This window comes from Rhizobium sp. PAMB 3182 (assembly GCF_052908355.1).
In genome coordinates this window covers 4,077,227-4,099,015 of the sequence record NZ_CM128607.1, presented here as the reverse complement: position 1 = coordinate 4,099,015, position 21,789 = coordinate 4,077,227, and the positions used below count along the sequence as shown (strand labels likewise).

At 62.3% G+C, this 21,789-nt stretch carries 22 protein-coding genes and 1 pseudogene; 14 read left to right on the top strand and 9 right to left on the bottom strand.

The features are described from left to right. Window positions 1-77: 77 nt before the first annotated feature. Both ACU5AZ_RS19595 and ACU5AZ_RS19590 read left to right on the top strand, forming a co-directional pair. Complete coding sequence (locus tag ACU5AZ_RS19595) at window positions 78-881, top strand: ABC transporter permease (protein ID WP_446823989.1); 804 nt, start codon at window positions 78-80, stop codon at window positions 879-881. Continuing rightward, window positions 878-1,708: an ABC transporter permease gene (locus ACU5AZ_RS19590; RefSeq protein WP_446823988.1), complete on the top strand. Its 831-nt coding sequence runs from the start codon at window positions 878-880 to the stop codon at window positions 1,706-1,708. The genes ACU5AZ_RS19595 and ACU5AZ_RS19590 overlap by 4 nt, the downstream gene beginning before the upstream one ends. Window positions 1,709-1,756: 48 nt before the next feature. Here the strand turns inward: ACU5AZ_RS19590 and ACU5AZ_RS19585 are convergent, their stop codons facing one another. Further along, window positions 1,757-3,208: a diguanylate cyclase domain-containing protein gene (locus ACU5AZ_RS19585; RefSeq protein ID WP_446823987.1), complete on the bottom strand. Its 1,452-nt coding sequence runs from the start codon at window positions 3,206-3,208 to the stop codon at window positions 1,757-1,759. Between the two features lie 350 nt (window positions 3,209-3,558). On the opposite strand from ACU5AZ_RS19585, the gene ACU5AZ_RS19580 reads away from it, so the two are divergent. The 7 genes and pseudogenes from ACU5AZ_RS19580 to ACU5AZ_RS19550 all read left to right on the top strand — a co-directional run bounded on the left by ACU5AZ_RS19580 (window position 3,559) and on the right by ACU5AZ_RS19550 (window position 10,578). Further along, window positions 3,559-3,825, top strand: coding sequence for an usg protein (locus ACU5AZ_RS19580; protein ID WP_446823986.1), 267 nt, complete (start codon window positions 3,559-3,561; stop codon window positions 3,823-3,825). Window positions 3,826-3,910: 85 nt separating this feature from the next. Further along, window positions 3,911-4,732 carry a methyltransferase domain-containing protein gene (locus ACU5AZ_RS19575; RefSeq protein ID WP_446823985.1) on the top strand — a complete coding sequence of 274 codons (822 nt, stop codon included), beginning with the start codon at window positions 3,911-3,913 and terminating at the stop codon, window positions 4,730-4,732. A gap of 179 nt (window positions 4,733-4,911) precedes the next feature. Continuing rightward, on the top strand, window positions 4,912-5,820 hold the full coding sequence (locus ACU5AZ_RS19570) for a LysR substrate-binding domain-containing protein (RefSeq protein WP_446823984.1): 909 nt from the start codon (window positions 4,912-4,914) through the stop codon (window positions 5,818-5,820). Between the two features lie 147 nt (window positions 5,821-5,967). Beyond that, window positions 5,968-6,981, top strand: coding sequence for a TAXI family TRAP transporter solute-binding subunit (locus ACU5AZ_RS19565; protein ID WP_446823983.1), 1,014 nt, complete (start codon window positions 5,968-5,970; stop codon window positions 6,979-6,981). Between the two features lie 78 nt (window positions 6,982-7,059). Continuing rightward, on the top strand, window positions 7,060-9,102 hold the full coding sequence (locus ACU5AZ_RS19560) for a TRAP transporter permease (protein WP_446823982.1): 2,043 nt from the start codon (window positions 7,060-7,062) through the stop codon (window positions 9,100-9,102). 67 nt (window positions 9,103-9,169) lie between these two features. Then, window positions 9,170-10,051, top strand: a pseudogene (locus ACU5AZ_RS19555) (NAD(P)-dependent oxidoreductase); the annotation flags it as partial. A 122-nt stretch (window positions 10,052-10,173) separates the two neighbouring features. Next, window positions 10,174-10,578, top strand: a complete 405-nt coding sequence (locus tag ACU5AZ_RS19550; RefSeq protein ID WP_446823981.1) for a DUF1810 domain-containing protein — start codon at window positions 10,174-10,176, stop codon at window positions 10,576-10,578. A 36-nt stretch (window positions 10,579-10,614) separates the two neighbouring features. Here ACU5AZ_RS19550 and ACU5AZ_RS19545 read toward each other — a convergent pair whose 3' ends face one another. Both ACU5AZ_RS19545 and ACU5AZ_RS19540 read right to left on the bottom strand, forming a co-directional pair. Then, window positions 10,615-11,103, bottom strand: coding sequence for an Lrp/AsnC family transcriptional regulator (locus tag ACU5AZ_RS19545; RefSeq protein WP_446823980.1), 489 nt, complete (start codon window positions 11,101-11,103; stop codon window positions 10,615-10,617). Between the two features lie 67 nt (window positions 11,104-11,170). Beyond that, window positions 11,171-11,791, bottom strand: a complete 621-nt coding sequence (locus tag ACU5AZ_RS19540; RefSeq protein ID WP_446826061.1) for a uracil-DNA glycosylase family protein — start codon at window positions 11,789-11,791, stop codon at window positions 11,171-11,173. A 206-nt stretch (window positions 11,792-11,997) separates the two neighbouring features. On the opposite strand from ACU5AZ_RS19540, the gene ACU5AZ_RS19535 reads away from it, so the two are divergent. Further along, window positions 11,998-13,536 (top strand): sensor histidine kinase, encoded by a 1,539-nt coding sequence (locus tag ACU5AZ_RS19535; RefSeq protein WP_446823979.1) that lies wholly within the window; start codon window positions 11,998-12,000, stop codon window positions 13,534-13,536. 45 nt (window positions 13,537-13,581) lie between these two features. On the opposite strand, the gene ACU5AZ_RS19530 is transcribed toward ACU5AZ_RS19535, so the two are convergent. Together ACU5AZ_RS19530 and cobT are read right to left on the bottom strand one after the other, a co-directional pair. After that, window positions 13,582-13,962: a diacylglycerol kinase gene (locus ACU5AZ_RS19530; protein WP_446823978.1), complete on the bottom strand. Its 381-nt coding sequence runs from the start codon at window positions 13,960-13,962 to the stop codon at window positions 13,582-13,584. A gap of 85 nt (window positions 13,963-14,047) precedes the next feature. Beyond that, a complete protein-coding gene (gene cobT, locus ACU5AZ_RS19525) occupies window positions 14,048-15,064 on the bottom strand; it encodes a nicotinate-nucleotide--dimethylbenzimidazole phosphoribosyltransferase (protein WP_446823977.1) in 1,017 nt (338 codons plus the stop codon). Between the two features lie 94 nt (window positions 15,065-15,158). On the opposite strand from cobT, the gene cobS reads away from it, so the two are divergent. The 3 genes from cobS to ACU5AZ_RS19510 are packed head-to-tail and all read left to right on the top strand — an operon-like array spanning window position 15,159 to window position 16,903. Next, window positions 15,159-15,938: an adenosylcobinamide-GDP ribazoletransferase gene (gene cobS, locus ACU5AZ_RS19520; RefSeq protein ID WP_446823976.1), complete on the top strand. Its 780-nt coding sequence runs from the start codon at window positions 15,159-15,161 to the stop codon at window positions 15,936-15,938. 36 nt (window positions 15,939-15,974) lie between these two features. Then, entirely contained in the window at window positions 15,975-16,205 is a 231-nt protein-coding gene (locus ACU5AZ_RS19515; protein ID WP_446823975.1) for a DUF1289 domain-containing protein, read from the top strand. Next, complete coding sequence (locus ACU5AZ_RS19510; protein WP_446823974.1) at window positions 16,202-16,903, top strand: retropepsin-like aspartic protease family protein; 702 nt, start codon at window positions 16,202-16,204, stop codon at window positions 16,901-16,903. The genes ACU5AZ_RS19515 and ACU5AZ_RS19510 overlap by 4 nt, the downstream gene beginning before the upstream one ends. A 15-nt stretch (window positions 16,904-16,918) precedes the next feature. Here ACU5AZ_RS19510 and ACU5AZ_RS19505 read toward each other — a convergent pair whose 3' ends face one another. From ACU5AZ_RS19505 to ACU5AZ_RS19490, 4 genes are all read right to left on the bottom strand, one after another. Further along, entirely contained in the window at window positions 16,919-17,680 is a 762-nt protein-coding gene (locus tag ACU5AZ_RS19505) for an ABC transporter permease (RefSeq protein WP_446823973.1), read from the bottom strand. Continuing rightward, window positions 17,677-18,603 (bottom strand): ABC transporter ATP-binding protein, encoded by a 927-nt coding sequence (locus tag ACU5AZ_RS19500; RefSeq protein WP_446823972.1) that lies wholly within the window; start codon window positions 18,601-18,603, stop codon window positions 17,677-17,679. The genes ACU5AZ_RS19505 and ACU5AZ_RS19500 overlap by 4 nt, the downstream gene beginning before the upstream one ends. A gap of 144 nt (window positions 18,604-18,747) precedes the next feature. Continuing rightward, the gene (locus tag ACU5AZ_RS19495; protein ID WP_446823971.1) at window positions 18,748-19,572 is read right to left on the bottom strand and encodes a sulfite exporter TauE/SafE family protein; all 825 of its coding nucleotides are present in this window, start codon (window positions 19,570-19,572) and stop codon (window positions 18,748-18,750) included. A 276-nt stretch (window positions 19,573-19,848) separates the two neighbouring features. Beyond that, window positions 19,849-21,096: an extensin-like domain-containing protein gene (locus tag ACU5AZ_RS19490; protein WP_446823970.1), complete on the bottom strand. Its 1,248-nt coding sequence runs from the start codon at window positions 21,094-21,096 to the stop codon at window positions 19,849-19,851. A gap of 208 nt (window positions 21,097-21,304) precedes the next feature. On the opposite strand from ACU5AZ_RS19490, the gene ACU5AZ_RS19485 reads away from it, so the two are divergent. Then, window positions 21,305-21,694 carry an acyl-CoA thioesterase gene (locus ACU5AZ_RS19485; protein WP_446823969.1) on the top strand — a complete coding sequence of 130 codons (390 nt, stop codon included), beginning with the start codon at window positions 21,305-21,307 and terminating at the stop codon, window positions 21,692-21,694. Window positions 21,695-21,789 lie beyond the last annotated feature (95 nt).

Genomic DNA, 21,789 nt, shown 5'->3' with positions numbered 1-21,789 from the left:
GGCGGGACGCAAAGTCCTGCCCTTTTAAAATGCCAAAGGGCAGACGATGAGCGGCAACGACCGCAAGGGGAATTGGCATGAACGACATCCCGTCCGCGGGCATGTCCTGGTGGGACAGCGTTCTTTACTGGCTTGATCCGCTCTGCGGAAAGATCGGCCTCTTCACATGGCTCGGAGAGGGACACCTCCTCTCCTGCGGCGACACCGGCTGGGGCGACGAACTGGCGAGCGGCGTGCTGATCACCGTGACGCTGGCGATTGCCACGCTGCCGGTCGGCGTCATTCTCGGCTTCCTGATCGCGCTTGCCATGCGCTCGCAGGAAAAATCGCTCCGCCTGGCCGCCGGCATCTACACGACCATCTTCCGCGGCCTTCCCGAACTGCTGACGCTTTTCATCATCTATTACGGCGCGCAGATCCTGGTGCAATCGCTGCTGGCGAGCCTCGGCTACGAACAGGGCGTCGAGATCAACGCCTTCGTCGCCGGCATGGTGGCGCTGGGCGTGGTCAGCTCGTCCTACTTTTCCGAAGTCATCTACGCCGCCATGCAGGCGATCCCGAACGGCCAGTTCGAGGCCTCCGCCTCGCTCGGGCTCAGTCGCCGTCGCACCTACGGCCTGGTGATCATCCCGCAACTTGTCCGCATCGCGCTTCCCGGCGCGACGAACCTCTGGATGATCCTTCTCAAGGACACCTCCTACGTCTCGATCGTCGGGCTGGCGGAACTCCTGCGCCAGACATCCGTCGCCGTACGCGTGACCAAGCAGGCCTTCTTCTTCTACTCGATCGCCTGCCTCATCTACCTCGTCCTCGCCGTCCTGTCCTCGTTCGCACTGCGCTATATCGAAAACTGGGCCAAACGTTCGGAGATCAGCCGATGAGCGTCGCGGAAAAACTCATACCAGCCCAACCGGCACCCCCTCTCCCGCCGCAGAAAATGTCGGGCGCTCGCCTCACTGGCTACACTCTGCTGCTCCTCTGGGGCCTCCTTGCCATCAGTCTCGTGATGATGGTCGTCAACGGCTTCGATCCGGAAAAATTCGCCAAGTACGGACCGCGCTATCTGCACGGGCTGATGACGACGCTCATCCTCGTCAGCATCTCGATGGCCGGCGGCGCGATCCTGTCGCTGCCGCTGACCTTCGCGCGCATGTCCAGCAATCCGTTTCTCAATGGCCTTGCCTATGCATATGTCTACGTCTTCCGCGGCACGCCGCTGCTCGCGCAGCTCTATCTGATCTATTACGGCCTAGGCAATTTCCGCCACGAGCTGGAAGCTGCCCATCTCTGGTGGTTCTTCCGCGATGCCTGGTATTGCGGACTGTTCGCCATGTCGCTCAATACCGCCGCCTATCAGACGGAAATCCTGCGCGGCGCCATTCAGAGCGTTCCAAAAGGGCAGCGCGAGGGAGCGTCTTCGCTGGCCATATCGAAGGCGGTCACCTTCTGGAAGATCATTATGCCGCAGGCGATGATCGTGGCGCTCCGCCCCTACAACAACGAGTTGATCCTGTTGATCAAGGGCTCGGCCGTGGTCGCTATCATCACCGTCTTCGATCTGATGGGCGAAACGCGCTACGCCTTCTCGCGCACCTTCGACTACCAGACTTATCTCTGGGCGGCGATCTTCTATCTGGCGATCGTCCAGACGCTCAGCAACGGCGTCGATTTCATCGAGGCAAGGCTCACCCGCCACCTCAAGCGCTGATATGAAAAAGCCGGCAAATCGCCGGCTTTTTTTTCATCGTGTTCAGGATCACGCCCGCCTGCGGTTCTTCTCGATCGCTTCGTAGTAGCGCTGCTTCTCGAGATACATTTCCGCATCGGCCCGTTTGACCACCGATTCGATCTTCTCGTTGGGCTCGCTGGTGGCCGCCCCCATGGAAACGCTGAGCGTCAGGTCCGAATAGAACCTGTTGTTGATTTCCAGGAGCTTGTTGATGTTGTCGATCAGCGCCAGCGTCGCCGGACGATCATAGCCGGGCAAGAGGATGGCGAACTCGTCGCCGCCGATGCGGGCGCAATGGTTCGGCGGCGTGACGACGCCGTTCAGCACTTCGCCGATGCGCCGCAGAAGCGAGTCGCCGGCATCGTGACCCAGCGTGTCGTTGGCTTCCTTCAGCCCATTGAGATCGAGCAGGATGGCGGATACCGGCCTCAGCGACTTGCGCTCCAGCCGGTTCATCTCGTCCATGTAGAAGGCGCGGTTGTGGAGCTTCGTCAGCACGTCGTGCTTGCCGAGATATTCGAGATAGGCCTCCGCCTTCTTGCGGGCGGTGATGTCGGTCAGCGCCACCTGCACCAGCGACCAGTCCATCTCATGGCCAGGCAGCACGGAGAACTGCAGAAGCACATGCCGTTCGGTGCCGTCGAGGGCGTAGTTCACCACCTCACGGGAATGGAACAGGTTGTTGTTCCAAAGCTCGATTAGCTGCTCGCGGAAGTGATGCTCCATTTCGTCCCGGAAGACATCGCCCAACCGGTGCATGATCGTGTGCTTGTCAGGGGCCACAAAGAGGCTCAGGGTCGCCTTGTTAACGTCGATCAACCGGATTTCACTCATGCACTGGCGAACGAATTCCGGATGAACATCGGTAAAGACGCGGAAGTCGATGATACCGCGCGCCCTCACCTCTTCCAGCAGTGTCCTGATGCGGCTGAAGTCCTCGACCCACAGCGACACCGGAGAATGCTCGAAAATACCCTCGGCATATTGCCGGCTGGCGAGCTCCTGCCGGCGCGCCGTCTCGCGTTCGGTCACGTCCTCCGTTGTCAGCAATACGCGATCGAGCGAATTTTCGGAGCCCGGCAGCACGGCGCCGCGCAACTGGATGTCCAGCCGACGGCCGGAAAGCGTGTAGTTGATGGCGGTGCCGGAAAACTGCTGCTTGCCCTCCCACAACTGCGACAGCTCGTTGACATGGCTTTCCAGCATCTCGTCGCGGAACACCAGTCCGAGATTGCCGACAAGATGGTCGAGGTCACGGGCTTCGAACAGTTCCAGGGTCGCGCGGTTGACCTTCAACACCTTGATCGCCTGCGAACACGCCATGACACGGGACGGATCCTCCCGCAGGAACGCCTTGATGTCGATGACGCCTTCGGCCTTCCACCGGTCGAACAGCGCCTTCACACCGCTGAAATCCTCCACCCACATCGCAATGGGAGCAAGGTCAAACGTGGATTCCGCCGCATCGAAAACAGGCATGGTCAGTCTCTTCAGAAAGTGGGATGTCAAAAATGGTCCAATACAAATGCTGCACTAAACGTTACCGCGAAAGCTAAATATTTGTTAAACCTCACGCTGTCCCGAGGCCTGAAATGCGGCAATCCTCAATCAATTTTGGTAAATAAGCCCGCGGTCTGCATCCCGGATCGCCACTCTCGAGCCTGGCAGCACTCGCGCCACGCGGATGCTAACATATTATTTTAAAAAGAGAAAATACGAACAAGACAGAATTGTAAAGCCTCGGTTAATGATGGCATGCTCAAATCGCTGAAGACCGGGGCCACCCGGCGACAAGAGCGGGAACCATTGATGAACTGCGAGGTCATTGCATGAATCAGGACATGGAAATGCAACTCAAGGGCTATGGTGTGACCACGGCCGAGATTCTCTACCGCATGCCCGATCACCAGACCCTTCTGCAAAGCTATATCTGGCAGCATTATGATCTGGCGCCGGATTTCCCCGAGATGAAGAACTTTCTCAAGTTCTGGCAGGAAAAGCTCGACGGTCCGTTGCATTCCGTCCGCTACGTCCATCGACGGCTGATATCGGCCAGCGAATGGCGGGCGCTGAAAGGGGAATTCATCCTCCACTAGCCTCTGGTCCCCGATTTCGGTTGCGCTGCCCACCCTGGCCGCGTAGATCAGGGCCGACTTGAAGACGGCACCGGAAATTGGGACCATGACTGCGAAAAAGATCGACGAAGAAGCATTGGCCGAGGCCTACAACCGGGCGCTGGCGCTCGAAAAGGCCGGCGACATCGACGCCGCCGTCAAGGCCTATGAAGAGGTGCTTGCCCTCGATCCCGAAGACCATGGCGGCGCGGCCGTGCGCATCGCCTCCATGGGGCGCGGCGAAACCCCGCCGAAAGCACCCGATGCCTATGTCGAGACGCTGTTCGACCAGCACGCGGAAGCCTTCGAGGACATCCTCGTCGAGCAGCTTGGCTATTGCGTCCCGCTGCTGATGCGCCAGCGCCTTCAGGCGCTCGAGCTGACCGGCCCCTATGCCCGCATGCTCGACCTTGGCTGCGGCACCGGCCTTGCCGGCGGCGCGATGCGCGACATGGCCGGCGACATCACCGGCATCGACATTTCCGAAAACATGGTCGAGATCGCCCACGAAAAGGATCTCTACGAGACGCTCTACGTCGCAGAGGCCGAGGACTTTCTCGAAGACAACGACGAGGAACCCTTCGATCTCGTCACCGCCACCGACGTGCTGCCCTATCTCGGTGCGCTGGAGCCCTTGTTCTTCGGCGCCGCCGAAAACATGAACTCCGGCGGCCTGTTCGTCTTCTCGTCGGAGACGGGAAGCGACGAGCTGATGGCCGGACGTCCCTATGCGGTCGGACCGCATCAGCGCTTTCTGCACACCGAGGCCTATGTCCGCGAGCGCCTTGCCGCGACCGGTTTCGAAGTCGTGGAAATCACCGACATCAACGTCCGCATGCAGGACGGTCATCCCTCGCCCGGTCATCTGGTGATTGCCCGCCTGGCCTGAGCGAAGCGGAGCGCGGGGGCGCCTGAAAGGTCAACAGCCGAACGGCGGCGGCGAGTATCTCGAAAATGGCGGACATTGCATGGGCTCCTTTTCAGGAGCTTATGCATCCGCTTGCGCTTTCCGCTCAAACGAGCTTATCGTCGACATCGATTGACTTGAAGTTATGCGAGGGTGAAGAGATGAAGCGCGGACGTCTGCCGCTGACGGCACTCAGAAGCTTCGAGGCCGCCGGCCGGCATCTGAGCTTCACCGCCGCCTCGGAGGAGCTTTTCGTCTCGCAGGCGGCCATCAGCCGGCAGATCCGCCAGCTGGAGACCTTGCTCGGCAAACCGCTCTTCGAACGGCATCACCGCTCGGTGACGCTGACCGACACCGGGCAGAACCTGCTCGACGTGCTGACCACCTCCTTCGACATGATCGGCGGCGTGATCGACGGGATTGCTGCGACGCCTGCCCGCGGACGCGTCAAGGTCAGCTGCGAGCCCGCCTTCGCCTCGAACTGGCTCGGCCCGCACCTGCCGGATTTCCATCATCGCCACCCCGATATCGACGTGCTTGTCGAATCCGACATGCGGATCATCGAGTTCCGCGCAAACGAGGCCGAGCTCGCGGTTCGATTCGGCAGGTCCGACGAATCCTGGCCACGAACACAGGCCCATCGCCTGACCGGCGTCGAAATGAGCCCCGTCCTCTCCCCGGACCTCCTGCACAAGGGGCTGCCGATCAGGACACCGGAGGACCTTCTGAACTTTCCGCTGCTGCACGAAGACGACCGGGCTTTGTGGGGTGCATGGTTTGCCGCCGCCGGCCTCGGCTCGCTGCCAATACCGTCGGGTCCGTACTTCACCGATTCGGCGCTGGTTCAGCAAAGCGCGCTGCGCGGCAGCGGCGTGGCGCTCGCAGACGCGCGCCACGCCGCCGACGACATTGCAGCCGGCAGGCTGGTTCAGCCCTTTGACCTCAGCATCGCCTATGGCGCCTATCACCTCGTCGCCCGCAATTTCTCACGCCTGTCGCCGGCCGCCGCCATTTTCGCCGCATGGATCGAAGCGCAAATGAGGCGCGACGAAACCATCAACGCCGTCTGAGGACTCATCACGAAACGTCATGCAAGGACAGTTTCGGTTGCCAGCGGCGCGCTCAACGCGTTTACTGGCGCCGTTAATATAATTTGATCGACGACCGCGGGAGGGGACCTGCCCAAGGCCGGAGATCATCATAAAGGAGAGGCACTAATGACTATCGTGAACTTCGCGAAGACTGTCGCCGCAGGCGCATTCGCCCTTGCGTCGCTATCGCTCACGGCATCCGCTCAGGATCTCAACTTCTTCACGATCGGCACGGGCGGTACCGCCGCCACCTATTATCCGGTCGGCGGCGTCATCGCCAACGCCATTTCCAACCCGCCGGGTTCGCGCCCTTGCGCAGAAGGCGGCAGCTGCGGCGTCGAAGGCCTGATCGCCTCCGCCGTTTCGTCGCGCGGCTCGGTCGACAACATCAACGCCATCGTCTCCGGCTTGCGCAATTCCGGCTTCGCCCAGTCCGACGTCGCCTACTGGGCCTATTCTGGCACCGGCACGATGGAAGGCAAGGAGCCGGCAACGGACCTGCGCTCCATCGCAGCCCTGTTCCCCGAACACATCCACCTGGTCGCCAGCAAGGACAGCGGCATCAACTCGGTCGCCGATCTCAAGGGCAAGCGCGTCTCGCTCGACGAGCCGGGCTCCGGCACCTATGTCGACGCCAAGCTGATCCTGGAAGCCAACGGCCTGTCGACCGACGACATCGAAGCCGAAGCACTGAAGCCCGACGCATCGTCTGACGCGCTGCGCAACGGCAAGCTGGACGCTTTCTTCTTCGTCGGCGGTTATCCGACCGGCGCCATCGTCGAACTTGCCGCCTCCGCGCCGATCAAGCTCGTGCCGATCGACGGAGCCGCCTCCGACGCTCTGACCAGCGAATACAGCTTCTTCTCGGTCTCCGATATCCCGGCCGGCACCTATGAAGGCGTCGACACCGACACCTCCACGGTCGCCGTCGGCGCCCAGTGGCTGACCAGCGCCAAGGCCGACGACACGCTGATCTACAACATCACCAAGGCGCTGTGGAACGACAACACCCGCAAGCTGCTCGACACCGGCCACGCCAAGGGCAAAGTGATCACGCTCGACACCGCGCTGGACGGCCTCGGCGTTCCGCTGCATCCGGGCGCAGAGAAGTTCTACAAGGAAGCCGGCCTGATCAAGTAAGGCCGATTGCGACGACAGCGAGCCCGGAGCGTCACCGCCCCGGGCTCTTTCTGTCTTGATAATTGCGGGGACAAGAACATGACACACGACGCGACCGGCCACACCCTGACAGCCCAGGAGCTGGAAGAACTCGAGCGCCGCTACGATCCGGAAACAGCCTACCGGCCAACCGGACCGCAAATCGGATTTTTCATCGCGTCGGCGCTCGTCGCCATGTCCGTCTATCATTTCTATGCCTCGGGGTTCGGCAACATACCGGAACTCCTGCACCGCGGCATTCACCTGTCCTTCGTACTCGGCCTCACCTTCCTGCTGTTTCCGTGGAAGAAGGCAGACAGCAACGAGATGCCGCCGGCCGCCTGGTACCGTTTCCAGGGCGTGGCGCTTGCCGACATCCTTTTCAGTGTCCTCGCCGTCGCCGCCGCCATCTACCTGCCGCTCTTGCCGCCGCAGATCGTCGCCGAAAGGGTCGGCAATCCATCGACCTCCGACATTTACCTCGGCACTATCCTGCTTCTGGTGACGCTCGAAGCGGCCAGGCGCTCGGTCGGACCGACGCTGCCGGCGATCGCCATCATCTTCATCGGCTTCGCGATCTTCGGGCCATGGATGCCCGGCGCGCTGAAACACGGCGGCGCCAGCTGGCTCGGCTTCATCAACCACATCTACATGACCAACCAGGGCATTTACGGCGTCGCCATCGGCGTCATGGCCCAATACGTCTTCCTGTTCATCCTTTTCGGCGTGCTGGCGACGCGGATCGGTCTCGGCCAGCTGTTCATCGACCTCGCCATGGTTCTCGCTGGCCGCTATTCCGGCGGCCCCGCCAAGGTGGCGATCTGCGCCTCCGCCTTCATGGGCTCGATCTCCGGCTCCTCGATCGCCAATACGGTGACGACCGGAGCGCTGACCATTCCCGCCATGAAGCGCATCGGCTATCCCGCGCACTTCGCCGGCGCGGTCGAGGCGACGTCCTCGACCGGCGGCCAGATCACCCCGCCGGTGCTGGGTGCCGCCGCCTTCATCATGGTCGAATACCTGCAGGTGCCGCTGCGCGACATCCTCGCCGCTGCCCTCGTCCCTGCCCTGCTCCACTACTTCGGTATCTTCGTCATGGTGCATCTGGAGGCCAAGAAACTCGGCCTCCGCGGCCTGACCAAGGACGAACTGCCGAATGCGCTTCTGGTGCTGAAGGAAAACTGGCTGGCGGTCGTGCCGCTGATCATGCTCGTCTACTTCATCCTTTCCGGCCGCACGCCCGACTTTGCCGCCGTCTACGGCATCATCGCCTGCGTCGTCGTCGGCTTCCTGAAGCCCACCAACCGGCTGACCATCAAGGACCTGTGGAACGCGCTCGCCGACGGCGCCCGCAACACGATCGCAGTTGGCGCGGCCGCTGCCTGCGTCGGCATCATCGTCGGCATCGTCACTCTGACCGGCGTCGGCTTCCGCCTCGGCTTCATGGTCGTGCAGACGGCTTCCGACATGGGCTCGATGTTCTCTGCCATCTGGCCGCTGAGCTACATTCCGCTCAACGAATGGACGTTGTTCTTCTCGCTAGTGCTGATCGCCTGCGCCTGCATCATCATGGGTGCCGGCATTCCGACGACGGCGACCTATATCATCCTCGTCGCGGTCGCCGGCCCGGCCCTGCAGCAATTGCAGGTCCAGCAGCTCGTCGCCCACTTCTTCGTCTTCTACTACGGGGTCCTGGCCGATATCACGCCACCCGTGGCGCTCGCGGCTTATGCGGCGGCAGGAATCGCCGGCTCCAACCCGTTCACCACGGGCAACACCGCCTTCCGCCTCGGCATCGCCAAGGCGCTGGTGCCGTTCGTCTTCGTCTATTCGCCCTCGCTTCTGCTCGTCACCGACGGCTTCACCTGGACCGCCTTCGTCATCACCGTGATCGGGGCCGCTGCCGGTATCGCGCTGATCGGGATCGCGTTTTCCGGCTATCTCTTCGGCCGCATCGGCCGCTGGCAAAGACTGTGGACGGGCCTCGTGTCCTTCTTCTTCATCGCCCCCGGCCTGACGACCATGGCGATCGGTGCGCTTCTCTTCGCACCGGTGCTGATCTGGCAGATGAAGGCACGTGATCCGGCCGGAGCGAACGGATAGCGGCAGGGAAAGACTTGGCCGCCCCCGGCCTTTCCTCTAAACCCGTCGGCAAGGCAAATATCCAAGGGAGTATGTGCATATGGCAAAGGTTGCTTTCATCGGTCTCGGCGTCATGGGTTATCCCATGGCCGGTCACCTGAAGACCAAGGGCGGACACGACGTCACGGTCTACAACCGAACCGCCGCCAAGGCCGAGAAATGGGCCGAGGAATTCGGCGGCACCTCTGCCGCAACGCCCGCAGAGGCCGCGAAGGACTGCGATTTCGTCTTCATGTGCGTCGGCAATGACGAAGACCTGCGTTCGGTTTCGCTGACCGAGACCGGTGCCATCGCCGGCATGAAACCCGGTGCCATCCTGATCGACAACACCACCGCCTCGGCCGAAGTCGCCCGCGAACTGGCGGAGGCCTGCGCGGCCAAGGGCGTCGGCTTCATCGATGCGCCGGTCTCCGGCGGACAGGCAGGCGCGCAGAACGGCGTGCTGACCGTCATGTGCGGCGGTGACGAAGACACCTTCAAGAAGGCCGAGCCGGTGATTTCCGCCTATGCCCGCATGGTCGGCCTCATGGGTCCGGCGGGATCCGGCCAGCTCACCAAGATGGTCAACCAGATCTGCATCGCAGGCCTCGTCCAGGGCCTTGCCGAAGGCGTCCACTTCGGCAAGCGTGCCGGCCTCGACATCGAGAAGGTGATCGAGGTCATCTCCAAGGGTGCGGCCGGCTCCTGGCAGATGGAAAACCGCTACAAGACGATGAACCAGGGCAAATACGATTTCGGCTTTGCCGTCGACTGGATGCGCAAGGACCTGTCGATCGTCCTCAACGAAGCCCGCAACAACGGCGCCAAGGTTCCGGTCACCGCCCTTGTCGATCAGTTCTACGGCGACGTGCAGGCCATGGGCGGCAAGCGCTGGGACACGTCCTCGCTGCTCGCCCGGCTGGAGAAATAACGACTGCCGCCGCGGCTTGCAGAGCGAACCGCGGACGACATCGTGGCCGGCATCCCCGCATGATTGCGCTATGCCGGCCATGCCCTTGCAGGTCCAGCCTCGAACTGAAGGACGGCAAGCCAATGCTCGATCATTTTCTCGCGGCCCAGGCGACGGTCCATGAGACGGCGCTTGCCGAACTTGCGGCCGGCCGCAAGCGCAGCCACTGGATGTGGTTTATCTTCCCGCAGATCGAAGGCCTCGGCACCAGCGAGATGAGCCGGCGTTATGCCCTGCACTCCCTCGACGAAGCCCGCGCCTACCTCGCCCACCCGGTGCTTGGCGAACGGCTGCGCGAATGTACCCGCGCCATGCTGAAGCATTCCGACCGATCCGCACGCCAGATTCTCGGCAGTCCCGACGACATGAAGTTTCATTCCTCCATGACGCTCTTTCACCGCGCGGCTCCAGACGACAAGCTGTTTGCCGACGCCCTTACGGCCTTCTTTGACGGCATGGAGGATGCGGCCACACTGACGCGATTATAGACTCGGGCCGGTCTATCCAAAGACTTCGCTACGGCTTCAGTCGTCGTTCGATTTCGACGCGTCGAGCACCATGTAGTCGAGCGGCAGTTCGGTCGTGTACTTGATCTGCTCCATCGCGAAGGCCGACGACACGTCGCGGATCTCGATCTTGGCGATCATCCGCTTGTAGAAGGCGTCATAGGCGGCAATGTCCGGCACCACGACCCGAAGCAGGTAATCGACGTCGCCGCTCATGCGGTAGAACTCCACGACCTCGGGAAACTCCCGCACGACTTCGGAGAAGCGCTTCAACCACTCCACCGAATGGCTGCTGGTGCGGATCGACACGAAGACGGTGACCTTGGTGTTGACCTTTTCCGGATTGAGCAGCGCCACACGGCGGCGGATGACGCCATCCTCTTCCATCTTCTGGATGCGCCGCCAGCAGGGCGTGGTCGACAGGCCGACCTTCTTGGCGAGGTCGGCAACGGCAAGGGTGGTGTCTTCCTGCAGCAGGCGCAGGATTTTCCGGTCAAGTCTATCCATGGGGAAAGAGCCTTTCGAATATTTTCCTCCCTATACCGCGATTCCGGCGCGGATGAGGAATGCTTTTTCAATGCGTGAGCAAAAATACCTTCTCGCGCAATACCGGCAGAAGTTCGGACTCGAACCAGGAATTTTTCTTCAGCCATCCGGAATTGCGCCAACTCGGATGCGGCAAAGGCAGGACCTGCGGTTGTGTGGAACCTTCGAAGATCGCCTTCCAGTCCCGCACCGTCTCGGTCAGGTTCGCTCGCCGTTCGCCCGGCATATGCCAGGCCTGGGCATACTGGCCGATCGCCAGCACCAGCTCGATCTGCGGCATCGCGGCCATGACGGCTGACCGCCATTGCGGCGCGCATTCCCTGCGCGGCGGCTTGTCGCCGCCCTTGGCGTCGTAGCCGGGAAAGCAGAAGCCCATCGGCACGATGGAAAATTTCGCCGGATCATAGAACGCATCGCGATCGACCCCGAGCCAGTGGCGCAACCGATCGCCGGACGGATCGTTGAACGGAATGCCGCTGTCATGTACGCGAATGCCGGGCGCCTGGCCGGCAATCAGGATCCGCGCCGTCGACGACAGTACCGCGACCGGACGTGGCTCTTGCGGCAGACGGTCTTGCGGTCCCCTGGCGGGGTTGTCACGACAGAGACGGCAAGCCGCAATATCAGCCGACAGCCTCGCGGTATCCACAGTGTTTCTCACGTAACGTAATGCCCTAACGAAAGTTGGTGTGCTGCGCCGGCTTTCAGTCCCCCCGGCCGCGACCGTCGCCTTCTCCACGCCACAGGTCGAAATGAAACCTTGAGAAAGATGGCAAACAAAATCTTAGCTGGCAGCATCTTCTTAAGATTTGTCCGATAGCGTCTCTTCATCCGGATTGTAGCTTGTTTGGAACGATGAGTAAGGGCGTAGTCAGTACCAGTACCGACAAGATCATTGTCGACAAATCGCGCAGCCACCGCAACAAGCCGGTGTCCAAGGCTGTGCGCGCGACCCGTGAGCGTCTGCAAGCCAACCACTCCGGCGCCGGCGTCTTCGACCGCGACGCCATGAAGATGTATGCCGAGGCCTGCCTGCAGGGCGCGGCCATCGCACCTCTCCTCATTGTCCTCATCACCATTGCCGGCCTCCAGTTGACCAGCGACGTCAGCTTTGTCGCCTGGGCCGCCTTCGCCCTGACGGCCAATGCCGTGAACATCCTGATGATGCGCCGCATCAGCCAGTCGGAGATCACCGCCGCCAATATCGGCAAGACCCGCAGACTGATGCTGACCGGACAGGTCCTGATCGGCCTCGGCTGGGCCGGCCTCGTCATCATCGACCATCCGGAGCTGGGGCAGAACTACCAGTTCTTCAAGGGCGTCGCCCTGTTGATCGCACTGTCGGCCAACTCCATGTCCGGCTTCATGCTGCGTCAGGCGACACTGTTCTGCTTCTCGCCTGTTGTCATCGTCCTTGCGGTGCGCGCCGCCGCCAGCCGGGACGTGCACGAGATCGTCCTGACCTCCGGCTTTGCCACCGCCGTCATCTTCTTCCTCTACATCACCGACAAGCTCTACAAGTCGAACATGCGCCTGATCGCCATCCAGTCGGAGAAGGACGATCTGATCGCCGAGCTCGAAGTCGCCAAGTCGATGTCGGACGAAGCACGCCGCCGCGCCGAGGAAGCCAACCTTGCCAAGTCGCGCTTCCTCGCCTCCATGTCGCATGAACTGCGGACGCCGCTGAACGCCATCCTGGGCTTCTCGGAAGTCATGTCGGCCGAGGTGATGGGACCGCTCAACAACCCCTCCTACAAGGAATATGTCGGCGACATCCATCGCTCCGGCCAGCATCTCCTGAACCTCATCAACGAAATTCTCGACCTCTCCCGCATCGAGGCCGGACGCTACGAGTTGAACGAGGCGGCCCTGTCGCTGACCGAGGTCGCGGAAGACTGCATCGGCATGGTGCAGCTGAGGGCGCGGTCGAAGAACATCACCATCAACGAACAGTTCGAGCCGGACATGCCGGACATCTGGGCCGACGAGAAGTCGATGCGCCAGGTAATCCTCAATCTTCTGTCGAACGCGGTGAAGTTCACGCCGCAGAACGGCACGGTCACCGTCAAGGCCGGCTGGACGGCCTCCGGCGGCCAGTACGTCTCCATCAAGGACAACGGACCGGGCATTCCGGAAGAGGAAATTCCGGTTGTCCTCTCCGCCTTCGGACAGGGTTCGATCGCCATCAAGAGCGCCGAACAGGGAACCGGCCTCGGCCTGCCGATCGTTCAGGCGATCCTCGCCAAGCACGAGGGCAAGTTCGTCCTGAAGTCGAAGCTGCGCGAAGGCACGGAAGTCATCGCTATCCTGCCGGCAAGCCGCGTCATGCAGGGCCTTCCGGCTGCCGAAGAGGCAGCCGTCATCCAGCAGCCGCGCAAGAAGAGCTTTGCCTGACCACGGATTCGGGCTCAATCGGCCCCATCAAGCCGGAACGGATATTCAGGACAGGAAGCTGGAAATCACCACATAGGCCGCAAACAGGCCATTGGCGATCAGCATGCAGAAGACGGCGAACGAGCCGAGGTCCTTGGCATGCTTGCCGACCGACGAGATCTCCGGCGAAACCCGGTCGACCAGTTCCTCGATCGCCGTGTTCAACGCCTCAGTCGCAAACAGCACCATCATCAGTACGACGTAGATCAGGAACTCGATGATGGTCGCGCCAATGAGCGCGAACAGGACAAGGCCGACGACGAAGGCGAGCAACTCGTGCCGGAAGGCCGATTCCTTCAGCAGTCTGACGAAACCCTGTCTGGAATATTGAGCGGCGGCAAAGAGGTGGCGCAGGCCGGTTTGCTTCTTGATCGGACCGGAGTCCATGGCGGTGTCCCTGACGTCGATGGTGGCGATGCCGGAGCCCTTGCCCCGGCATTGAGCCGAAAAAGTGGCGATCGGCGCTAAGATGTCAGTCCTTGTTGCTGACGCCGGCGCTTTCGAACGTTGCCATGCCCGAATGGCATGCCGCAGCCGCTTTGACAATACCTGCCGCAAGTGCGGCACCGGTGCCTTCGCCAAGCCGCATGCCAAGCGCCAGAAGCGGCGTCTTGCCGAGCTTCTCGATTGCCCGGAGGTGACCCGGCTCGGCCGAGACATGGCCGATCAGGCAATGATCGAGAGCGGACGGATTGGCAGCCTTCAGGATGGCCGCGGCCGACGTTGCGACATAGCCGTCGATCAGGACGGGGATCTTTTCCATGCGGGCCGCCAGGATCGCGCCGGCCATCGCTGCGATTTCACGTCCGCCAAGGCGCCGCAACACTTCCAGCGGATCGTCGAGGTGATCCTTGTGGAACGCCACCGCCGTCTCAACGGCATGGATCTTCTTCTGCAGGAGTTCGCCATGCGAGCCGGTGCCGGGGCCGACCCATTCTTCCGCCGTGCCGCCGTAGAGCGCGAGATTGATGGCGGCGGCGATCGTCGTGTTGCCGATGCCCATTTCGCCGATGCAGAGCAGGTCCGTGCCGCCGGCGATCGCCTCCATGCCGAAGGCCATGGTTGCCGCACAGTCGCGCTCGGACAGGGCCGCCTCGCAGGTTATGTCGCCGGTCGGATAGTCGAGCGCCAGATCGAACACCTTCAGACCGAGGTCATGGGTGACGCAGATCTGGTTGATCGCCGCACCACCGGCCGAAAAATTCGCCACCATCTGCTTGGTGACGTCCGGCGGGAACGGCGTGATGCCATGCTTGGTAACCCCGTGGTTACCGGCAAAGATGGCGACCAGCGGACGGTTGACCGACGGCGTCCGGCCTGTCCAGGCGGCGAGCCACATGGCGATTTCTTCCATCCGCCCCAGCGCGCCCGGCGGCTTCGTCAGTTGCGAATCGCGGGCTCTGGCTGCGGCGAGCGCCGCCGTGTCCGGACCCGGCAATTCCTTGAGCAGGGCGCGAAAATCATCGAATGGCAGGCCGGTAACACTCATCGAACGACTATCCTTGTAATTCCATTTCAAATGGGCTCTGGTGGCCCGTCTTACCGAGAGGCGAACCGCCCCACAAGAGAACAATGAGCCACAGATGTTCAGCGACTATGGCAAGGACATTTTGCGATCGATCGCCTTTTTGAGCCGGTTACCCGTCCCGGCGCGACTCTTTGACGGCCAGGACCACAGCCTTTCGGTGATGATCCGCGCCTTTCCGGCGGCCGGCTTCATCGTCGCCCTGCCCGCGGCCCTTGTCCTTTTCGTCCTTTCCGCAGCCCACGCCCCGCCTCTGCTCGCCGCCCTGATCGCGCTTGCCGTCAACCTGCTTGTCACCGGCGCGCTGCATGAGGACGGGCTGGCGGACGTCGCCGACGGCTTCGGCGGTGGCCAGAAGAAAGACCGCATCCTCGACATCATGCGCGACAGCCGCATCGGCACCTATGGCGGTCTGGCCCTCATCCTGACGCTGGCGATCCGCGCGACCGCCCTCTCGAGCCTCATCGCCGTCATGTCACCGGTCGGAGTAGCGCTTGTTTTCCTCGGCGTCGCCGCTGTATCGCGCACGCTGATGCTCTGCCACTGGTACGCCCTGCCCGCCGCCCGCATCGACGGTGTCGCGGCGAGGTCCGGTCTGCCGGATCGCACGGCGCTGCTCACCGCTCTCGTTGCCGGAACGGTCATCGCCATCTGCTGCTTTGGACCGGTCATGCCGGTCTATTCCTGGACGACGGCCATCGTGATGGCTCTTGTATTGGCCGGCCTTTTCACCATCTTTTCAGACAGGAAGATCGGCGGCCATACGGGTGACACGATCGGCGCCTCGGAACAGATTTCCGAGATGGCGCTGCTTGCCACGCTCGCCATCGTCGCCTAGCAACGGTCAAAAAGGCCCGGAAAGAAACGAACGCCCTTGGAAACGCCCTGCATCAAACTCTGCGTGATCGACAACCTGACCGGCTATTGCATGGGCTGCGGCCGCACGCAGGCGGAAATCGGCGCCTGGACGGCCATGTCGGACGGAGAACGCCGGGCGCTCATGGACCGCCTGCCCGAACGCCTTGTCGAGATCGCCGAAACACCGCGCCGGCCGCGCCGCATGACCCGGCGTCGGCAGATGACCGGCAAGGATGCCGGCCAATGAACATGCTCACGATCATCCTTGCCATTCTCGGCATCGGGCTGGCGGTCCTGATGTTCAACAACTCCGCCGGCCAGACCTTCGGCATGGACAACGACCGCTTTGCAAGCCTTCTGTACCTGCTGCCAATTACCGCGATGGTGGCTGTCGCCGTCCTGCGCAGCCGGCGATCGCTGAACCAGACGCTGCAGCAGTTCATGGTCTGGGTGGTCATCGTCATGGCGCTGGTGACCGGCTACCTCTACCGCGACCAGTTGCGCCCGATCGCGGAACGGGTGCTGGCCGGCCTGATGCCCGGCCGCCCGGTGATCGCGACGGCCGTCGACGGCGGCAGCGAGGTCATCGTCCACAAGGGGCTGAGCGGTCATTTCCAGATCGAGACGACGGTCGACAAGACGTTTGTCGACATGATGGTCGACACCGGCGCAAGCTCGGTCGTGCTCACCTATGACGACGCCAGGCGCATCGGACTGCCGGTCGACACGCTGAGCTTCACCATGCTCGTCTCGACCGCAAATGGCGAGGCCCACGCCGCCGCCGTGCGCCTAGACAGCATCTCCGTCGGCCCGATCACCCGGACCAACGTTCCGGCGATCGTCACCGAGCCGGGCAAGCTCGACAAGAGCCTGCTCGGCATGAGCTTCCTGTCGACGCTTTCGTCGATGCAGATGCAGCCGGACGAACTGAGGCTCAGGGACTGAGGCCCGCCGTCGCGGTCAGTTCTTCAGCCGGTATCCCGTCTTGAACATCCAGAAGACGATCGACAGGCAGACGAGGAGGAACAGCGAGATCATGCCGAGGCTGATCAGCGGATTGACGTCCGAGACCTCGTAGAAGCTCCACCGAAAGCCGCTGACGAGATAGAGCACCGGATTGAGGTGGCTCACCCACTGCCAGAACGGCGGCAGCATGTTGATCGAATAGAAGCTGCCGCCAAGGAAGGTCAGCGGCGGAATGACCAGCATCGGAATGAGGTTCAGCTGCTCGAAATTCGTCGCCCAGATGCCGATGATGAAGCCGAGCAGGCTGAAGGAAATCGCCGTCAGCGCGAAGAACAAGACCATCAACAGCGGATGCGCGATCGAGATGTCGACGAACAGCGTTGCCGTCAGGAGGATGATCGCGCCGATCATCATGCCCTTCGTTGCCGCGGCCCCCACATAGCCGATGACAATCTCCGTCATCGCTACCGGCGCCGACAGCACTTCGTAGACCGTGCCGGTGAAGCGCGGAAAATAGATACCGAAGGAGCCGTTCGACACGCACTGGCCGAGCAGCGTCAGCATGATCAGCCCCGGCGTGATGAAGGAGCCGTAGGACACGCCGTCGATCTGCTCGATACGCGACCCGATCGCCGTGCCGAAGACGATGAAATAGAGCGACGTGGTGATGACCGGCGAAATGACGCTCTGCAGGATGGTGCGCCGCGTGCGGGCCATTTCGAAGAAATAGATGGATTTGATGGCCTGGAAATTCATGACGCTTCTCCCACCAGCGATACGAAAATGTCTTCGAGCGAGCTCTGCCGGGTCTTCAGATCCCTCAGATGCAGCCCTTCGCTGGAGACATGCCCGAGCAGCGCATTCATTTCGGCCTGTTCGCCGTTCTCGACATAGTCATAGGTCAGCTGATGACCGTCCTCCGAGAGGCTCATGCCGTAGGGCTGAAGCGCGGGCGGAATGTGGGCCAGAGGTTCGCTGAGCTCGAGAATGAGCTGCTTGCGCCCCAGTCGCTTCATCAGCGTTGTCTTTTCTTCGACCAGCAGCAGTTCGCCACTACGCACGACACCCACGCGATCCGCGATCTCTTCGGCTTCCTCGATGTAGTGCGTCGTCAGGATGATCGTCACGCCGGTTTCCCTCAGGCGTTCGACGACCCGCCACATGTCCTTGCGGAGGCCGACGTCGACGCCTGCCGTCGGCTCGTCGAGGAACAGGATGCGCGGTTCGTGCGACAGGGCCTTGGCGATCAGCACGCGCCGCTTCATCCCGCCGGACAGCTCGCGCAGCATGTTGTCCTTCTTGTCCCACAGCGACAGGTCCCGCAGCACCTTTTCGATATAGCCGGCATCCGGCTTCTTGCCGAACAGACCGCGCGAGAAGCTGACCGTGTTGATGACGGTCTCGAACTGGTCGGTCGTCAGCTCCTGCGGGACCAGGCCAATCAGCGCCCGGCTCTTGCGGAATTCCTTGACCACGTCGTGGCCGTCGACCAGAACCTGCCCGGACGACGGATTGACCAGGCCACAGATGATCGAGATCAGAGTCGTCTTGCCCGCCCCGTTGGGACCGAGCAGCGCCAGGATCTCGCCCTCGCGAATGTCCAGATTGACGCCCTTCAAGGCCTCGAATCCATTGCCGTATCGCTTCGTCAGGTCTTTGACGGTGATGATGGATGTCATGATGTCTCACAGATGTTTCATGCGCCGGACGCATGGAATTGGACGGCTCGCCCTCTGCCCCGAAAGAACGCGCGGACACACATATAGAACGCCTGTGACGGTTTGCCACCCAAGGCGGGAATAAAATCAAACAAACGCTGGAATTCAGTCGATGACCGAATAGAAGAAGCGCAGTGCGACAATCAGCAGAAAGATGCCGAAGCCGATCTCCAGCTGCCGGCGGCTGAGCGCGTGCGCGATACGGGCGCCGACCGGTGCCGCCACCATCGTCACCGGAATGACCAGCGCCACGGCGACCCAGTTGACGAAGCCGGTCGAAAGCGGCGGCAGGCCGGGATCGCCCCAGCCGGCGACGATGTAGCCGACAAGTCCCGGCAGCGAGATCAGAACGCCGACGCCCGCCGAAGTCGCGATCGCCTGGTGGATCGGCCGGCCATAGGTCGTCATGAAGGTATTGTTGAGCACGCCGCCGCCAATGCCCATCAACCCGGACAGCAGTCCGATGATGCTGCCGGCGAGAAAGCGGAAAGGATTGGGAGGCAGGTCGTCGCCAAGCTTCCAGTGGCTGCGGTTCGCCAGCATGCGGAAGGCGAGCAGCAGTGCAATCACCGCAAACGTCAGCCGCAGCACTTCGCTGGACGCATAGGCCGCGATGGCCGACGCTGCGACGACGCCGAGCGGAACGGCGATCACCCAGCCCTTCAAAAGCGCCATGTCGGCGAGCCCGCGCCGATGGTGCGACTGGAACGATCGCAGCGACGTCGGAACGATGATGGCAAGCGAGGTGCCGACGCAGAGATGCATCCGCACGCTGTCGTCGACACTGGCGAGCGCGAAGATCTGGTAGAAGACCGGCACGAGGATGGCGCCGCCGCCGATGCCGAAGACGCCGGCAAGCAGGCCCGCGACGACGCCGGCCGCGAGCAGCGCCACGACGAAGGGCGCAATTTCCGAGAAAGAGGCCGTCATCCCATTCCGCTTCCGTTTGAACAGATCCACCAGCGTCGGACGAAAAACCGTCATCACGCTGCAATCTTCTTAGGACATGTTCGACAGGCGACGGCAATGCAGGCAGAGGCGATTTCGGTACGCCGCCCCGATCTCCGGCTGCTGAAGCATTGTGTCATACGGCATGGCCTCGAAACGACCGCCGATGAAGACCGTCGCGCCCGGACCGCCGCTGCCCCCCGCCCCGACCGGGCTCATATTCAACCGGCTCTCGCAGCCGGTTTCTTTATATGTACGTCAGCTGCAATGCCGGTAGCCGGACTTGCGGGCCCTGAGGTCGAGATGGAAATGATCCTTGTGATTGGGATCGCTGCCGGGGCCGAGAACGGTGTTGAAGTATTTGCAGCTGTCTGTGCGCACGGCCTTCAGCAGGCCCTTTTCGCGAAACGCGAAGAAGCCCTTCTTGCTGACATCGATCTCCTTGCCGTTGTTGAGCACGATGCTGCCGATATCGATGGCGTTGCCATGCGCGTGCTCGGACCAGGGGTTGGAGGAACGGCTGTTCATCCGCCGGCAGGAATAGCCGCCCATCGAGACGATCTTCTTCACGCCCGACAGGTAGCGCGTGCGAGCCGCTGGGACCACTTCCTTGCGGACCCACTTGGTCAGCGTCAGCGCCATCTGGCAGTTGAGCGTGGTGTCCGGCGTCACATCGATGCCGCCGCCGAGCCCCTCCAGCTTGATCGGATGTGCGATACCGCAGCTGCCTCCCTTCGAGATCGGGTCGATCTCGTGATACTTGACGCCAAGGCGGTCGAGTTCGCGCCGGCACTGAAGCTCGGATGCAGGCATCGGTTCGAATTGCGGCTGAGCCTGTGTTCCGAGCAGCATCGGATTGTCCGGACGCGACAGCATGGCCACCTGCCGCTCGCCCTCGGCCGGCTGCGGCGCAATCGATACCTGACCGTTTAGAAGCTGCGGGCTGTCCGTGCCGATGCCGTCGACGACCGGCTCGGTCGTCGTTCCTTCGGCGATCTGCAGCGTGCCGAGCGGCTGAGCCGGTGCGCCCCTGCCGCTGACCCCGACCGCATTGTCGATATTGATGCCTTCCGACGTCACGACAAGGCCGTTCGCGCCGGCCTGCTGCACCGGTGCCGGCATGGCCTGTCCCTGGCCACCGTTCAGCGCCAGCGCCTCGTCGCTGTCGATCATCGGCAGGCCCGACGAACGGCGCGGTGCCGCCTGCATTTGCGGCTGGGCATCCACGGCGGGGGAAGTCGCCAGATTGGGGCTGTCGAGATAGCCGAGCGTACCATTGGCGCGCGTCACCGGAGCCGGACCGGAGGAATAGCCGATCTCGTCGACCAGGCCGGCGTCGCGCATCGCCGTCGGCTGCATCTGTGCGGCAGGCACCGGACGGATCGCGCTCACCTGCCCGCCATCGATCGGTGCTGGCGGCACAAGCGACGCCGCCGAGCAGGCCGTCAGGCCGCAGGATAGAAGAAGGACGATCGACCGCCGTCTAAGAAGGGTGGAATACGCCATACAGTTTGACCACTTCTTCGGCAGACCGGATCGGCGGCCCGCATTTTCAGGAAAATCCCCCGAATTTTAGAAAGAAGCGGTAAACGAACCGTTGCCGCGCCGACGGACAAAGGACGGTTACCGGCAACCGCCTCCTTGCATCCGCAAAACGGCCCGCTTACGCTCGCGACAGACGATCGAAAACCGATACTGTTTCAGGAGGCTGCTGATGGCGGAAAAGACGGGTGGTCCGGCGGGTGAACTCACATTGCGGACGCTCGCCATGCCGGCTGACGCCAATGCGGCAGGCGATATCTTCGGCGGCTGGGTCATGGCGCAGATGGACCTGGCCTGCGGCATCCGCGCCGCCGAACGCGCCCGCGGCCGCGTGGTGACCGCCGCCGTCAAGGAAATGGCCTTCGAACTGCCGGTCAAGATCGGCGACACGCTCTGCATCTATACGGATGTCGTGCGCGTCGGCCGCACCTCGATCACCCTGTGGGTCGAGGCCTGGGCGCAACGCTACCTGACACACACGATGGAGAAGGTGACGGACGCCACATTCGTGATGGTCGCCCTGGACAGCAACGGAAAGCCGCAGGCCGTGCCTGTCGAATAGACGCTTTTTCAGGGTTGATCTTTGTCAAGGCAGAAAAAGCCGCAGGTTTGCACTATATTCTCATAGACGAACCGAAACGGCCTTCCCAAGGAGGA